Genomic DNA, 16,267 nt, shown 5'->3' on the forward strand with positions numbered 1-16,267 from the left:
GATCTCTCACATGCAACTCGGCATGATCGGCCTCGGCCGGATGGGCGGCAACATCGTTCGCCGCTGATGCGCCACGGCCATACGACCGTGGTCTATGACAAGGACGCCAAGGCCGTCGCCGGCCTTGCCGCAGACGGCGCGGTCGGCTCGGCCACGCTCGAAGAGTTCATCTCGAAACTCGAGCGGCCGCGCACGGCCTGGGTGATGCTGCCGGCCGGCCACATCACCGAGACGACGATCGAGACGATCGCCGGCGTGATGCAGGACGGCGACGTCATCATCGACGGTGGCAACACCTTCTGGCAGGACGACGTCCGCCGCGGCAAGGCGCTGAAGGCGCGCGGCATCCATTATGTCGACGTCGGGACCTCCGGCGGAGTCTGGGGCCTCGACCGTGGCTATTGCATGATGATCGGCGGCGAGAAGGCCGTGGTGGACCGGCTCGATCCGATCTTCGCCGCGCTCGCGCCCGGCGCCGGCGACATTCCGCGCACCGAAGGACGCGAGGGTCGCGATCCCCGCATCGAGCAGGGCTACATCCATGCGGGTCCCGTCGGCGCGGGCCATTTCGTCAAGATGATCCACAACGGCATCGAATACGGCCTGATGCAGGCCTATGCCGAAGGGTTCGACATCCTCAAGAACGCCAACATCGACGCGCTGCCGGCGGATCATCGCTACGATTTCGATCTCGCCGACATCGCCGAGGTGTGGCGGCGCGGCAGCGTCATCCCGTCCTGGCTGCTCGACCTCACCTCCACCGCGCTCGCCGACAGCCCGCAGCTCTCGGAATATTCCGGCTTCGTGGAAGATTCCGGCGAAGGCCGCTGGACCGTGAATGCGGCGATCGACGAGGCCGTGCCGGCAGAGGTACTGACTGCGGCGCTCTACACACGTTTCCGTTCCCGCAAGGAACACACCTTCGCGGAGAAAATTCTCTCCGCGATGCGTGCCGGTTTCGGCGGCCACAAGGAGCCGAAGCCGCCGGGCGCCGTGAAGCCCAAATAAGAGCTCAGGTCAGAAGCAACAAAGCGAAGGCCAACAATTCGTGACAAAAGACCCGAAAGCCAAGCGCAAGCCGGAAAATTGCGCCTTCGTCATCTTCGGCGTCACCGGAGACCTCACCCATCGCCTGGTGATGCCGTCGCTCTACAATCTCGCCGCCGAGCACCTGCTGCCGGAAAAGTTCTGTGTCGTCGGCGTCGCCCGCAAGGGTCAGTCCGATGACGAGCTGCGCGACAGCCTGATGCAGGGCCTGCACAAGTTCGCGACGCGGCCCGTGGACGACGACATCGCCCGGAAGCTGCTGGAATGCGTGACCTTCGTCGAGGCCGACCCGAAGGACCCGCCCTCGTTCGACCGTTTGCGCGAGCATCTGGATTCGCTGGAATGCGCGCAGGACACCGGCGGCAACCGGCTGTTCTACCTCGCGACCCCGCCGGCCGCGTTCGCGCCGACCGCGCGCGAGCTTGGCCGCACCGGCATGATGAAAGAGAACGGCGCCTGGCGGCGGCTCGTCATCGAAAAGCCGTTCGGCACCGACCTCGCCTCGGCACGCGCGCTGAACGGCGAGCTGCTGAAGATCATGGACGAACACCAGATCTACCGGATCGATCATTATCTCGGCAAGGAGACGGTGCAGAACATCCTGGTGCTGCGCTTCGCCAACGGCATGTTCGAGCCGATCTGGAATCGCAATCATATCGACCACGTCCAGATCACGGTGGAGGAGAAGCTCGGCGTCGGCCATCGCGGCGGCTTCTACGACGCCACCGGCGCGCTGCGCGACATGGTGCCGAACCATCTGTTCCAGCTGATGTCGCTGGTCGCGATGGAGCCGCCGGCACGTTTCGACGCGCATTCCGTGCGCTCGGAGAAGGCCGATGTGCTCACCGCGATCCAACAGCCGGACGAGGAAGAGGCCCTGAGAAGCTCGGTGCGCGCGCAATATCTCGCGGGACGCATCGGCGAGGACGAGATTCCGGACTATCGCAAGACCGAGGACGTCAAGCCTGGCAGCACCACCGAGACCTTTGTCGCGCTGAAACTGATGATCGACAATTGGCGCTGGGCCGGCGTGCCGTTCTACTTACGCACCGGCAAGGCGCTGGGCCACAAGCGCACGGAAGTCGCGATCAAGTTCAAGCAGGCGCCGCTGTCGATGTTCTCAGGCACGGACGTCGACCGCCTGTCGCAGAACTTCCTCACCATCGGCATCGCGCCGACCGAAACCATCGAACTTCAGTTCAACGCCAAGATTCCGGGACCGAGCATCACCATCGACGGCGTCGAGATGAAGTTCAAGTACGGCGACTATTTCCGCGCCGATCCCTCGACCGGCTACGAGACGCTGATCTACGACTGCATGATCGGCGACAACATCCTGTTCCAGCGCGCCGACGGCGTCGAGGCCGGATGGCAGGCGGTGCAGCCGTTCCTGGATGCCTGGAAAAATGCCGGCACCAACGGCATCGAGACCTATCAGGCTGGCAGCGACGGCCCGAAATGCGCCGACGAGCTGCTTCGCCGCGACGGGCGCAGCTGGCGGAAATATTCGTGATGGCGGCCGGCCAGCCGGAGCTGATCGTCGCGCTAGACGCCGAGGCGCTGGCGCAAGCCGCAGCCGAGCGGGTGATGGCGCGGATATCAGCCAATCCCTCGCGCATCGCGATCTGCCTCACCGGCGGCTCCAGCCCGAAGAAGCTCTATCAACTGCTCGGCAGCGACGAATGGCGCGGCAGGATTCCGTGGGATCGCGTGCACTGGTTCATCGGCGACGAGCGTTTTGTCCCCGAGAGCGATCCGCTCAACAACATGGCGGTCGCGCGCGCCACCTTTCTCGATCGCAACGCGCCCGCTGGCCATGTTCATCCGATCCCGACCACCGCGGAAAATCCCGATGCGAGCGCCGCGGCCTATGCGCGCGAGCTGCAGGCCTTCTACGGCTCGGACCAGCTCGATCCGGCGCGGCCGCTGTTTGACATGGTCCTGATGGGCGCAGGGCCGGACGGCCACACCGCCTCGCTGTTTCCCGGTTATCCCGAGATCGAGGAGACCGCACGCTGGGTCGTCGGCGTGCCCAAGGCCAATGTCGCGCCGTTCGTGCCGCGGGTCTCGCTCACTCTCCCCGTGCTGGCATCCTGCCGCGAGATGCTGTTCGAGATTGCCGGGCACGACAAGCAGCCGATCTTGACGCGCCTCCTCAATGGCGAGAATTTGCCGGCTGTACGCGCGTGCTCGAATCGTGAGACCGTCTGGCTGGTCGACAGGGCCGCGCTTCCGGAGGGAATTCGTGGGCCGCGTTGAAGCACCTTGTGCGTTGATCGTGATGGGCGTGTCTGGTTCGGGCAAGAGCACGGTGGCGGAGGCGCTCGGCGAGCGGCTCGGCTGGCGCTTCGAGGACGGCGACAGCTTTCACCCCGCCCGCAATGTCGAGAAGATGCGGGCCGGCCATCCCCTCACCGACGAGGACCGCTGGCCCTGGCTCAACGCCATCGCCGACGAGATCGCGCGGGTGTGCGGCAAGGGCGGGCACGTCATCATCGCCTGCTCGGCGCTGAAGCACACTTACCGCGACGTGCTGCTGCGCGGTCGCGATGACGTCCGCTTCGTGTTCCTGAGGGGCACGAAAGAGCTGATCGCTGAGCGGCTCGCGCAGCGCAAGGGCCATTTCATGCCGCCTGGATTGCTGACCAGCCAGTTCGATACGCTGGAGCCTCCGGAGGCTGGCGAGCACGTCGTCACTGTCTCGATCGACGAGACCGTCGAGGCGATCGTGGACGGCATCGTGCGACAATTGAAACTGGGCGGCGCGACGCTGCGGCCATAACCCAAGGTCATGCCATGACGAAAATCTCACTCGTGGTCTCCGACGTCGACGGCACGCTGCTGACCAAGGACAAGACGCTGACCGAGCGCGCAAAGAGCGCGGTGCAGCGGCTGCACCGGGCCGGCATCGGCTTCACCATCACCTCCAGCCGTCCCGCGATCGGCATGCGCTTCCTGATCGAGCCGCTGGCGCTGTGGCTGCCGGTCGGCCCGTTCAACGGCTCCTCGATCATCGATCCCGAGATGAGGCCGGTCGAGCAGCACCTGATTCCCGCAAGCGCGGCCGAGCGGGCCTTGCAGATTCTCCGGGAGTTCGGCGCCGACATCTGGCTGTTCACCTACGACAAATGGCTGATCGACAACCCCGGCGGCAAATACGTCGCGCATGAGCAGCACACGATCCGCTCCGATCCCACTATTGTGACGGAATTCTCGCCGTACCTCGCCAGCGCCTGCAAGATCGTCGGCGCCAGCACCGATGCCGCCGGCCTCGAGCGGTGCGAGAAGGCGATGCAGGAGGCGCTCGGAGCCGAGGCGACCGCGGTGCGCTCGCAGACCTACTATCTCGACATCACCCCGCCCGGCTTCAACAAGGGCACGTTCGTGCAGGCCATGGCCAAGCGCCTCGGCATCTCGACCGAAGCGGTCGCCACAATCGGCGACATGCAGAACGACCTCGCGATGTTCCGCGTCAGCGGCACCTCGATCGCCATGGGCAACGCCACCGACAACGTCAAGGACCAGGCTACCCACGTCACAGCGACCAATGAGCAGGATGGTTTTGCCGAGGCGATGGAGATGGTCTTGAAGTGGAACGGGGTGGGGTGAGGCGGGCTGCCGGCTTGTTCACCTCTCCCGCTTGCGGGAGAGGCATAGGCCGCCTTCGGCGGCCGTCCACTTAACGCCGAGGCGCAGCCTCGGCTATGGCGTAGCGGCGGGTGAGGGTTCTCTCCTCTTGGGGGTTCTCGCCCAGCGGAAACCCCCTCTCCCCAACCCTCCCCCGCGAGCGGGGGAGGGAGCGCACCTCCGCTCTGGTACCAATCAAGACTAAAGCACGGTCACTACTTCGACCGCTGCATCGCCGGCTTCTCGCTCTTTTGCCTTGCCGCCGACAGATTGTGCGCGGTGTTGATCAGCGCGATGTGGGTCAGGGCCTGCGGGAAATTTCCGGTCTGGCGGCGCGCGACGGAATCGTATTCCTCGGCCAATAGCCCGACGTCGTTCGCGAGCCCGGCGACGCGATCGAACAAGACCTGCGCCTTGTCGAGATCGCCCGACAGCACATAGGCGTCGGCGAGCCACAGGCTGCAGGCCAGGAACGCGCCCTCGATCGGCTGATGCTCGTCGGAGACTTCGCGCGGATCGTGGCGCAGCACGAAGCCGTCGTGCATCAGGTGCTGTTCGACCGCGGCGATGGTGCCGCGGATGCGCGGGTCGTCGGCCGGCAGGAAGCCGACGCCGGGCAGCAGCAGCACGCTGGCATCGAGCAGCTTCGAGCCATAGGACTCGACAAAGGCATTCTCCCCCGCGTCGAAACCCCTGTTGCAGACGTCGCGATGAATGGCCTCGCGCAAGGCGCGCCAATGCAGCAGCGGCGCCTTGAAGCCAAAAGTCTCGGCGCTCTTAATGCCGCGGTCGAACGCGACCCAGGTCATCACCTTGGAGAAGACGTAATGCCTCGGCTGGCCGCGCCGCTCCCAGATGCCGTGATCGGGCTTGTCCCAGACCTCGGCGAGGTGATTGAGCACGTTGCATTCCAATGCCCAGCTCTCGTCGTCGAGCTTCAGCTTGGCCATGCGCGACTGGTGGAAGGCGTCGATCAGCTCGCCATAGACGTCGAGCTGCAGCTGTGCATGCGCGGCATTGCCGACGCGCACCGGCTGCGCGCCCTCGTAGCCGGCGAGCCAGCCCGCCTCCCATTCCAAGAGGCGCCGCTGACCCCAGATGCCGTACATGATCTGCATGTTCGCCGGCGCGCCGGCGGCGGCGCGCAGCAGCCAGTTGTGCCAGGCCGAGGCTTCCTCGGTGTAGCCCGAGTTCATCAACGCCAGCAGCGTGAAGGTGGCATCGCGCAGCCAGCAGAAGCGGTAATCCCAGTTCCTACTGCCGCCGAGCTTCTCTGGCAGCGACGTCGTCGGCGCGGCGACGATGCCTCCGGTGGGAGCGAAGGTCAGCGCCTTCAGCGTGATCAGCGAGCGCAAGATGAGGTCGTGATAGGGCCCGTCGCGGGTGCAATGGCTGCACCAGTCCTTCCAGAACGCTTCGGTCTCTTCGAGCGCTTGCTCAGGGTCGATCGGCCCGGGCGGCTCGAGATGCGAGGGACCGTAGGTCAGCACAAAAGGTACGGTCTCGCCTTCCCTCACCTCGAAATCGGAGACCGTGGTGAGATCCTCGCCGCGGGTCTCGACTGGGGTGCGCAGCACCGTCATGTCCTGGCCGCAGATCGCGAGCAGCGAGTGGTCGATCCGCCGCACCCAGGGAATGTCGACACCGAAGCCGAAGCGGATCACGAGCTCCATCCGCATCTTCACCGTGCCGCTGATGCCACGCACCAGCCGGACGATGTCGGAGGCCTTGCCGCGCGGCGGCATGAAGTCGACCAGCGCGACGGTGCCAGACTTGGTCTCAAAGCGCGTCTCGAGGATGAGGGTGTCGCCGAGATAGCGGCGCGAGGTCTTGACGACGTCATCGGCTGGCGTGATCAGCCAGCGGCCGTTCTTGTTTGTCCCGAGGATCGCGGCGAAGCAGGCGTCGGAATCGAAGGCCGGCCAGCACAGCCAGTCGATCGAGCCGTTGCGCCCAACCAGCGCAGCGGTCTCGCAATCGCCGATCAGCGCATAGTCCTCGATCCTCTGAGACAATGTCGTTCGAGCCTGGAAATCCCGGCGGGTTAACGCCCGCCGGCCAATGAACGTTCCCGCGTTGCGGCCTTCAAAGCCGCGAGATCAACCTTAGCGGCGATCTCGTCGAGCGCAACGGGTAAGCGCTGGCGCCAGTTCGGATGCTCGTCGATCGTGCCCGGAATGTTGGGCTGGTCGATCACGCCGAGCAGATCCTCCATGGACACCGCGAGCAGCCGCGACGGCGTGCGCGACAGGAAGGCGAGCACCGAATAGAGGTCGTTGGCGTTGATGCCGTTCTGCCGCAAGATCTCGTCGAGCGCGCCGAGCGCGTCCCAGCGCGCCTGGTCGTCCTCGCCGGGATCGAGCCCGAGCGAGCGCTTCATCTTGAGGTCGCTGAACGAGCGCCAGCCCGCATAGGTGCAGAGGTCATGCGTGTTCAGCGTCACCAGGGCGTTCGGCCGGTAGTGGTCGATGTTGCGGAAATGGCCCGAATCGTCGCGCTCGAACATCATGACGAGGTAGGACCCGATGCCGAAATCCTGCATGGTCTCGCGGAAACCTTCCGGCACCGTGCCGAGATCCTCGCCGATCACGATGCATTTGTGGGCTGCGCTCTCGCGCACCACCGCGCCGAGCAGCGCCTCGAACGGCATCTGCACATAGGCGCCGTTGTCGGGCTTGAAGCCGCGCGGCACGAGATACAGCCGCTTCAAACCGAGCACGTGATCGAGCCTGATAGCACCGGCATGGCGCATCGACGCCGCCAGCATGTCGGCAAACGGCACAAAGGATTGGGCCTCCAGGCCGCCGGCGTTGAAGCCGGCAAGGCCCCAGTCCTGGCCGACGGTGTTGAGCACGTCGGGCGGCGCGCCGACGGCCAGATGGCGCGAGATCGCCATCTGCTCGTTCCAGGCATCGAAGCCGTTGGACTGCACGCCGACGGCGACGTCGAGATAGAGCCCGACGCGCATGCCAAGCTGGTTCGCCAGCTCCCTTGCGGCACGCAATTGGCTATCGGCGGTCCATTGCACGAATTCGACGAACTCGACCTCGCGTTTGTCGGGTCCTGTGCGCAAGCCCGCGCACTTCGTCTCATCCGGCTGCTGCCATTCCACCGGCCATTCCCACCACGGCCCCGTGAAGCGATGGCGCAGCACCTCGAAACAGGCAAAGCGCGACAATAGCGGCGCGCGTTCGGCGCGGAAGGTGTCGAACGCCTTCCGGCGCGGCTCGCTCGCGCTGGTCACGAAGCTGTTGAACGCGGCGCGCAAGGCCAGCCATTTCAATGCCGCCATATCGGCGTAGGGCACGCGATCGCCCTGGCGGAGCCGCGCAGCGGTCGCAGCCGCATCTGGCACGAGATCGGCGGAAAATTCCGGGATCGCCTCGACGTCGATATAGAGCGGATTGAGGAACAGCCGGCTGTTCGGCGAATAGGGGCTGCAATCTGAGGGATGATCGTCAAACAGCACGTGCAGCGGATTGAGCCCGACGCCGTCGGCTCCGAGCTGCTTTGCCAGCCGGAGGAGCCCGGCCAGATCGGTGAAGTCGCCGATGCCCCAATTGCGGTCCGAGCGGACACTGTAGAGCTGCACGGCCAGCAGCCAGCCGCGGTCGAAATCGCCGCCGAAGGCGCGCTCGGGCGCCACGATCATCGGCACGTCTTCGCTCACGCCTTCGGCATCGGTGAGCGTCAGCCGGTGATAGCCGAGCGGCAGGCCCGCGGGCCAGGCGATCACGGGCTCGCGCGTCTCGCCTTGCGCGATGATTTTGTCCTTGCCGGTGATTTTCCATCTGAGCGGCGCCGCGCCTGATGTCGCCAATTCGGTGCGGGGATTGCCCAGGGCACGGACCACGACCGGCCCGGCGACGAAGCGGTAGACCCGCTTCTCCGGCAAGGCGTCGAGGATGGATTTGAGGGCCACGGGATCTGTGACCCGCAGCTTGCCGAGGGCATCGATAAATTCAGATTGAACGCCCTTGATCCGGGCTTGAGCTAAAAGATCCATTCGGCACGCAGCTTGCAGGCCATCGTCTGGCCGGTGGCATCGATTTTAACGAGGTCGCGGAAGAGGTTAGTCACGGGTAACTCGCAAACTGCGCTTGCCGTTCCCGAGGGAACCAATGACACACAAGCGGCTTTCTATAGTGGTACCAAGCGTAGGTTCCCGACAAGGGAAACGGGCTCCTGCTTTCTTGTCAATGGCATCACCGTGAACAAGACAATTCAAACTGTCGAGAGTGCCGCTGCCGGCAGCGCTTTCCTCATCGAAAACGTCTACCCCTTGATCGACGGCGGCCGCTCCGCCGTGAAGCGGATTGCGCGCGAGCGCGTCGAGGTCTGGGCCGACATCTATCGCGGTGGCGATGCCGTGATATCAGCCGCGCTGATCTGGCGAGGAGAGCAGGACCGCGAATGGCGGAGCGAGCCGATGATCCATCACGGCAATGACCGCTGGTCCGGCGCGTTCACGCCCCTGGAGCCCGGTCAATATGCCTATGCGATCGAAACCTGGACCGACGAGTTCGCGACCTGGTCAAACGGTGTCACACGAAAACAGCGCACCGGCGCCGATGTCAGCCTCGATGCGGTCGAGGGCGCTGGCCTGCTGACCAAGGCGCATGGCGCAGGGCAGGACGCCGCAGCGGTCATCATCAGGCAGTGCGAGGACTATCTTGAGACCGGCAACGTCGCCCCGCTGCTTGCGGCCGAGCTCGGCAAGGCCATGGCCGAAAGCCAGTCGCGACCCGACCTGACCCGCTCGCCGCCCTTCCCGCTTGTCATCGACCGCGACAGAGCGCGCTTTGGCGCCTGGTACCAGATGATGCCGCGCAGCCAGAGCCAGATCCCCGGCCGGCACGGCACGCTGCGCGACTGCATCTCGCGCGTACCCGATATCGCCGCGATGGGCTTCGACGTGCTCTATCTCACGCCGATCCACCCGATCGGGCGCACAAGCCGCAAGGGCCGCAACAATTCGCCGGTGGCGACCGAAGGCGAGCCGGGCTCGCCCTATGCGATCGGCTCAGCCGAAGGCGGGCACGATGCGCTGCATCCCGAGCTCGGCACCATCGAGGATTTCCGCGCGCTGGTCGCCACTTGCCTCGAATACGGCCTCGAGCTCGCGCTCGACTTCGCCGTGCAATGCTCGCCGGACCATCCCTGGCTGACGCGGCATCCGGAATGGTTCAAATGGCGGCCGGACCGCTCGGTGCGGACGGCCGATGGTCCCTATTCGGACATCGTCATCCCCGATTTCGCCTCGGTCGATCGGGTCGGGCTGTGGAACGCGTTCCGCGACGCCATGCTGTTCTGGATCGACCATGGCGTCACCATCTTCGCCATCGACAACCACGACACCGCGCCGCTGCCATTCTGGGACTGGCTGATCGGCGACATCCGCCGCCGGCACCCCGAGGTGATCCTGTTCTCCAAGACGTATACGAAGCCGAAGCTGATGAAGGGCCTTGCCAAGCTCGGCTTCGCGCAGTCCTTCACCTATTTCCCGTGGCGCACTTTGAGGTGGGAGCTGGAGCAATATCTTGGCGAGCTGACGCGCTATCCCGAGCGAGACTTCTATCGCCCGAACCTGTTCGTGAACACGCCTGACCTCTTGCCCTATCATCTGCAGAGCGGCGAGACCTGGGCCTTCAAATCGCGCGTCGCGCTGGCAGCGACGCTGTCGGGCAGCTTCGGCATCTACAGCGGTTTCGAGCTGCTCGAGCACGAGGCCGTGCCCGGCCGCGAAGAGTATCAGGATTCCGAGAAATACCAGATCAGGCAGCGCGACTGGGACAAGCCGGGCAACATCAAGCCGTACATCACCGCGCTCAACCGCATCCGCAACGAGAACGCGGCGCTTCAGCAGACAGCAAGCCTGCGCTTCCTCGGCGCCGAGGACGGCGAGACCATCGCCTTCGCCAAGGAGGCGACTAACCCGGCCAACACGGTGATCGCGGTCATCGCTCTCTCGCGCCATGCGCGCGAATTCTGGTTGCCGCTCGGCGACCTCACCATCGATGTCGGCGGCGAACGCCGCCACGTCACCGCACTCGAAAATCTCCTCACCGGCGAACAATGCCGCATCGAATGGGGTGGGCTCAAATTGCGTATCGATCCCGACCGCGATCCGGCACTCTTGTTCCGCTGCCTGGCGTAAGGGGTCACGCCATGAACGTATTGTCTTCCGTCGACACCAAGAAGGCCGAGTCTGCCGAGATCGTGGACGAGCTCTGGTACAAGGACGCCATCATCTACCAGCTCCACGTCAAGGCCTTTGCCGACAGCAACAATGACGGCATCGGCGACTTCGCCGGGCTGACCGAGAAGCTGCCTTATCTGCAGGACCTCGGCGTCACCGCGCTGTGGCTGCTGCCGTTCTACCCCTCGCCCGGCCGCGACGACGGCTACGACATCGGCGACTACGGCTCGGTCAATCCCGATTTCGGGACGATGAAGGATTTCAAGCGCTTCATCCAGGAGGCGCAGAAGCGCGGCCTACGCGTCATCACCGAGCTCGTCGTCAACCACACCTCCGACCAGCACAAATGGTTCAAGCGCGCGCGCCGCAGCCATCCGGGCTCCAGCGCCCGCAACTGGTATGTCTGGAGCGATACCGACCAGAAATACCAGGGCACGCGCATCATCTTCACCGACACCGAGAAGTCGAACTGGACCTGGGATCCGGAGGCCGGCGCGTTCTATTGGCACCGCTTCTTCTCGCACCAGCCCGACCTCAATTTCGACAATCCGCGCGTCGTCAGCGCCATCATCCAGGTGATGAAGCGCTGGCTGGACGCCGGTGTCGACGGCTTCCGGCTCGACGCCATTCCCTATCTCTGCGAGCGCGAGGGCACCTCGAACGAGAACCTCCCGGAGACGCATGAGATCATCAAGCGCCTGCGCCAGGAGCTCGACGCGTACTCCAAGGGCAAGCTGCTGCTGGCCGAGGCCAATCAATGGCCGGAGGACGTGCAGGAATATTTCGGCCGTGGCGACGAGTGCCACATGGCCTATCACTTCCCGCTGATGCCGCGCATCTACATGGCCATCGCGCAGGAGGACCGCTTCCCGATCACCGACATCCTGCGCCAGACGCCTGATATCCCGGCGAGCTGCCAATGGGCGCTGTTCCTGCGCAATCATGACGAGCTGACGCTGGAGATGGTCACCGACGTCGAGCGCGACTATCTCTGGACCACCTATGCCAACGATCCCCGCGCGCGCATCAATGTCGGCATCCGCCGCCGCCTTGCGCCGCTGATGGACAACGACCGCCGCAAGATCGAGCTGATGAACTCACTGCTGCTGTCCTTCCCGGGCACGCCGATCATCTATTACGGCGACGAGATCGGGATGGGCGACAACATCTATCTCGGCGACCGCAACGGCGTGCGTACGCCGATGCAATGGAGCCCGGATCGAAATGGCGGCTTCTCGCGCTGCGATCCCGCCCGGCTCTACGCCCCGCTGATCATGGACCCCGTATACGGCTATGAATCGGTGAACGTGGAGGCGCAGTCGCGCAGCCTGTCCTCGCTGCTCAGCGCCACCAAGCGCCTGATCTCCGTGCGCAAGTCGACGCTTGCCTTCGGCCGCGGCACCATGACCTTCATCCGCCCGGCCAACCGCGCGGTGCTGGCCTATGTCCGGCAATATCGCGACGAGGTGATCCTCTGCGTCGCCAATCTGTCGCGCGCAGCGCAGGCGACCGAGCTCGACCTGTCGCCGTGGAAGGACCGCATCCCGCAGGAGATGCTGGGACGCACGCGCTTCCCCCCGATCGGCGAATTACCCTACATGATCACGCTGGGGCCGTACGGCTTCTACTGGTTCCAGCTTCAGGAGCGTGACAAGTCCGAGCCGGTGACGCCGCGCGCGGTGCCGGAGTTCGAGACGCTGGTGGTGCCGGTCAATTCGAACTGGGTGTCGCTGGCGCGCGAGCGCGGCGTGTTCGAGCGCGACGTGCTGCCGGGCTTCCTGTCGCGGACACGCTGGTATCCCGATCACAATCCCAAGCAGATCAAGGCCACGCTCACCTCGGCGGTGCCGTTCAGCGACATCGGCGACAACAGACCCTGGATCGCGTTCTTCGAGACGACGCGGGACGACGTCACCACGCGCTACGTGATGCCGATGCAGATCGAGTGGGTGCGCTTCGACCGCGAACGCTTCAACCCGAAGGCGCTCGCCGCCGTGCGCCAGGGCGCGCGCGAAGGCACGCTGCTTGACGTTGCGACTGAGCAGATCTTCATCGGGCTTTTCCTGCGCGGTCTGTCGCAAAACCTGGTGGTGGATGAGAACAATCTGCGGCTGGAGTTCAAGGCCACCAGCCGGTTCGCCGATTACACCATCAAGGAACCCCAGCGCATCCGCACGATCGAGCAGTCGAACAGCACTGCGCTGGTCGACAACCAATATGTCGCCAAGATCTACCGCCGGCTCCAAAGCGGGACCAGTCCCGAGATCGAGATCGGCCACTACCTCACGGAAGTGGCTCGCTTCGCCAATGCGCCGGCACTGCTCGGCAGCGTCGAGCTGATCGAGGGCGATCACCGCAGCGCGCTCGGGGTGCTGCATGCTTATGTCGAGAACCAGGGCGACGGCTGGACGGTGACCACGGGCTATCTCGACCGCTATATCGACGAGCAGCGCGTGCTGCCGCCAGGGGAAACGCAGCGTGAGACCCAGGAGCAGGCGCCCTATCTGCACTTCATGGCCCAGATCGGCCGGCGGCTCGGCGAGCTGCATGTCGCGCTGGCCGCGGCTACCCCGCCCGATCTCGCCCCGGAGCCGATCGGCTCCGCACAGATCAAGCGCTGGGTCTCCGATCTCAAGGCGCGTGCCGAGCAGGTGTTCGAGCGCCTCACTGAGAGCCGTGACGGCCTGCGGGAGGCGGACCGGCCGCTGATCGACCGGATCATCGCGGCACGCAACACCCTGCCCGACCGGCTCAATGCGCTATTGCGTTCCGGGATCGGCGGGTTGAACATCCGTCATCATGGCGACTTCCGCCTCGGGCAAATTCTGATCGTGAAGGATGACATCTTCATCATCGATTTCGACGGCGATCCGCGTCTGCCGCTGGCCGACAAGTGGCGCAAGCTGCCTGCCGCGCGCGACGTCGCCGGCCTGATCCGCTCGATCGATCTTTCGGTTAACGCAGCCCTTGGCCGCGCGCGCACGGGCCCGTCCGACGAGCAGGACCGGCTCGCCGCTGCGCTCGACGAATGGCGCGAGCGTGCGACCGCGACGTTCCTCACTGCCTATGACGAAGCCATGACGGATCGCCGGCTCTGGCCAGACGATGCGCAAGCCTCGGAAGGCCTGTTAAGGTTTTTCCTGCTTGATGAAGCGTTCGACGAAGTAGAGTACGAGCTGTCCCACCGGCCCGAGGGGCTCCATGCGCCGCTGACCGGACTGCTTCGCATTCTGTCCAGTACCGAGAGCGAAGCCCATGCCTAAGCTGCCTGCCGAAGCCTACGCCATCATCGAGGGCCGTCACTCCGATCCCTTCCACTATCTCGGGCTGCATCCCGAGGGTGGCAAAAGCGTGGTGCGCGCGTTCCTGCCCGAAGCCTCCAATGTCGAGGCGGTCGGCGAGCATGGCGAGATCGCAGCCCTCGATCGTGTCCACGATGCCGGCCTGTTCATCGGCGCGCTGCCCAATGGCTCGAAGCGCTATCAGCTGCGCGCAAAATTCGGCGACAGCGTCGTCGAGTTCGAGGACGCTTACCGCTTTCCGCCGATCCTGACCGACTTCGATCTCTATTTGCTCGGCGAAGGCACCCATCAGCGCCTCTACGACAAGCTCGGCGCACATCCGATGCGGCTCGAAGGCATCGACGGCATCGGCTTCGTCGTGCTGGCGCCGAATGCGCGGCGCGTGTCCGTGGTCGGCGATTTCAATTTCTGGGACGGGCGTCGCCATCCGATGCGGGTGCGCGGCGCCGGCTATTGGGAATTGTTCATTCCGCACGCCAAGAGTGGCGATCACTACAAGTTCGAGATCATCGGCCCCCACGGCCATCTGCTGCCGCTGAAATCCGATCCGATGGCGTTTGCGAGCGAGGTGCGGCCAAAGACGGCCTCGATCGTGTTCGACGAGGCGCATCTGCCTCGGCCGCGCCCGGCACCCGACGGCATCAACGCGCTGTCGGCGCCGATGTCGATCTACGAGGTCCATCTCGGCTCGTGGCGGCGCAAGAACGGCAATGAATGGCTGACCTATCGCGAGCTCGCCGAGCAGCTGCCGGCCTATGCCCGCGACATGGGCTTCACCCATCTCGAATTCCTTCCCGTGAGCGAGCACCCGTTCGACGGCTCGTGGGGCTATCAGCCGACCGGACTTTATGCGCCGACCAGCCGCTTCGGCTCGCCGGACGATTTCGCCGCTCTCGTCGATGCCTGCCACCGTGAAGGCATCGGCGTGCTGCTCGACTGGGTGCCCGGGCATTTCCCCGATGATCCTCACGGTCTCGGCAGCTTCGACGGCACCGCACTCTACGAGCACGCCAATCCGCTCCAGGGCCGCCATTTGGACTGGGGCACGCTGATCTACAATTACGGCCGCACCGAAGTGACGAACTTCCTGGTGTCGAACGCGCTGTTCTGGCTGGAACGCTACGCGATCGACGGCCTGCGCGTCGACGCCGTCGCCTCCATGCTCTATCTCGACTATAGCCGCCCGCCCGGCGCCTGGATTCCCAACCAGTATGGCGGCCGGGAGAACATCGAGGCGATCAACTTCCTGCGCCGCTTCAACACCGAGCTGTTCGCACGCTTCCCGCAGGCCACCACCGCGGCCGAAGAGTCGACCGCATGGCCGCAGGTCTCGCGCCCGGTCGAATTCGGCGGGCTCGGCTTCGGCTACAAGTGGAACATGGGCTGGATGCACGACACGCTGAACTACATCAGCAAGGATCCGATCCATCGCAAGCATCATCACGGCGAGATCCTGTTCGGCCTGCACTACGCCTTCTCGGAGAACTTCATCCTGCCGCTGTCGCATGACGAGGTCGTGCACGGCAAGCGCTCGATCCTCGGCCGCATGCCCGGCGACGAATGGCAGCGCTTTGCAAATTTGCGCGCCTATTACAGCTTCATGTTCGGCCATCCCGGCAAGAAGCTGCTGTTCATGGGCGCCGAGATCGCGCAGAGCCGCGAATGGAATCACGACCAGTCGCTCGACTGGCACCTGCTCGAATACAAATACCATTCCGGCATCCAGGCCCTGATCCGCGACCTCAACCGGCTCTATCGCGCCGTGCCGGCGCTGCACCAGATGGATTGCGACCAGGCCGGCTTCGAATGGCTGATCACCGACGACGCCAACCGCAACGTGTTCGCCTGGCTGCGCAAGGGCTTTGACGAGCAGGCGCGCTGTCTCGTCATCGTCAACTTCTCCCCCAACGTCTATCGCAACTATCGCGTGCGCGTGCCCTTTGCCGGCAGGTGGAAGGAAGTGTTCAATTCGGACTCCGCCCATTATGGCGGCGGCGACGTTGGGAACATCGGCGAGGTCCAGGCCGTTGACGGCGAGCTTCGCCTCACCGTTCCGCCATTGGGCGCGATCTTCCTCGTTCCGGAAAGCTGA

Annotated in this window: 9 protein-coding genes and 1 pseudogene; 8 read left to right on the plus strand and 2 right to left on the minus strand. The window is 64.8% G+C overall.

Features of this window, described 5'->3' with window-relative positions; all coding sequences use genetic code 11:
• Window positions 1–10: 10 nt before the first annotated feature.
• The 5 genes and pseudogenes from gnd to FOM02_RS06565 all read left to right on the plus strand — a co-directional run bounded on the left by gnd (window position 11) and on the right by FOM02_RS06565 (window position 4,656).
• Window positions 11–1,008 (plus strand): annotated as a pseudogene (gnd, locus tag FOM02_RS06545) (phosphogluconate dehydrogenase (NAD(+)-dependent, decarboxylating)).
• Between the two features lie 40 nt (window positions 1,009–1,048).
• A complete protein-coding gene (zwf, locus tag FOM02_RS06550) occupies window positions 1,049–2,560 on the plus strand; it encodes a glucose-6-phosphate dehydrogenase (RefSeq protein ID WP_027560794.1) in 1,512 nt (503 codons plus the stop codon).
• Window positions 2,557–3,306, plus strand: coding sequence for a 6-phosphogluconolactonase (pgl, locus tag FOM02_RS06555; protein WP_027560795.1), 750 nt, complete (start codon window positions 2,557–2,559; stop codon window positions 3,304–3,306). The genes zwf and pgl overlap by 4 nt, the downstream gene beginning before the upstream one ends.
• 22 nt (window positions 3,307–3,328) lie before the next feature.
• A complete protein-coding gene (locus tag FOM02_RS06560) occupies window positions 3,329–3,829 on the plus strand; it encodes a gluconokinase (RefSeq protein WP_028146176.1) in 501 nt (166 codons plus the stop codon).
• A 14-nt stretch (window positions 3,830–3,843) separates the two neighbouring features.
• Window positions 3,844–4,656 (plus strand): Cof-type HAD-IIB family hydrolase, encoded by an 813-nt coding sequence (locus FOM02_RS06565; RefSeq protein ID WP_027560797.1) that lies wholly within the window; start codon window positions 3,844–3,846, stop codon window positions 4,654–4,656.
• Between the two features lie 233 nt (window positions 4,657–4,889).
• Here the strand turns inward: FOM02_RS06565 and FOM02_RS06570 are convergent, their stop codons facing one another.
• Both FOM02_RS06570 and malQ read right to left on the minus strand, forming a co-directional pair.
• Window positions 4,890–6,689 (minus strand): glycoside hydrolase family 15 protein, encoded by a 1,800-nt coding sequence (locus tag FOM02_RS06570; RefSeq protein WP_027560798.1) that lies wholly within the window; start codon window positions 6,687–6,689, stop codon window positions 4,890–4,892.
• 29 nt (window positions 6,690–6,718) lie between these two features.
• A complete protein-coding gene (gene malQ, locus FOM02_RS06575) occupies window positions 6,719–8,680 on the minus strand; it encodes a 4-alpha-glucanotransferase (protein ID WP_265441507.1) in 1,962 nt (653 codons plus the stop codon).
• A gap of 204 nt (window positions 8,681–8,884) precedes the next feature.
• Between malQ and FOM02_RS06580 the strand changes: the two genes are divergently transcribed.
• From FOM02_RS06580 to glgB, 3 genes are read left to right on the plus strand one after another with little or no spacing between them, the layout of a single operon-like run.
• Window positions 8,885–10,831, plus strand: coding sequence for a maltotransferase domain-containing protein (locus FOM02_RS06580; protein WP_027560800.1), 1,947 nt, complete (start codon window positions 8,885–8,887; stop codon window positions 10,829–10,831).
• A gap of 11 nt (window positions 10,832–10,842) precedes the next feature.
• On the plus strand, window positions 10,843–14,136 hold the full coding sequence (treS, locus tag FOM02_RS06585; protein ID WP_027560801.1) for a maltose alpha-D-glucosyltransferase: 3,294 nt from the start codon (window positions 10,843–10,845) through the stop codon (window positions 14,134–14,136).
• Window positions 14,129–16,267 carry a 1,4-alpha-glucan branching protein GlgB gene (glgB, locus tag FOM02_RS06590; protein ID WP_027560802.1) on the plus strand — a complete coding sequence of 713 codons (2,139 nt, stop codon included), beginning with the start codon at window positions 14,129–14,131 and terminating at the stop codon, window positions 16,265–16,267. Before treS ends, glgB begins: the two co-directional genes overlap by 8 nt.

The organism is Bradyrhizobium sp. SEMIA, assembly GCF_014844175.1.
Taxonomy (GTDB): Bacteria; Pseudomonadota; Alphaproteobacteria; order Rhizobiales; family Xanthobacteraceae; genus Bradyrhizobium; species Bradyrhizobium arachidis.

What these genes read in the sequence shown, in the direction of transcription:
- FOM02_RS06560 (WP_028146176.1), top strand. Translation starts at nt 3,329, where the DNA reads ATGGGCGTGTCTGGTTCGGGCAAGAGCACGGTGGCGGAGGCGCTCGGC.
- FOM02_RS06565 (WP_027560797.1), top strand. Translation starts at nt 3,844, where the DNA reads ATGACGAAAATCTCACTCGTGGTCTCCGACGTCGACGGCACGCTGCTG.
- malQ (WP_265441507.1), bottom strand. Translation starts at nt 8,680, where the DNA reads ATGGATCTTTTAGCTCAAGCCCGGATCAAGGGCGTTCAATCTGAATTT.
- treS (WP_027560801.1), top strand. Translation starts at nt 10,843, where the DNA reads ATGAACGTATTGTCTTCCGTCGACACCAAGAAGGCCGAGTCTGCCGAG.
- glgB (WP_027560802.1), top strand. Translation starts at nt 14,129, where the DNA reads ATGCCTAAGCTGCCTGCCGAAGCCTACGCCATCATCGAGGGCCGTCAC.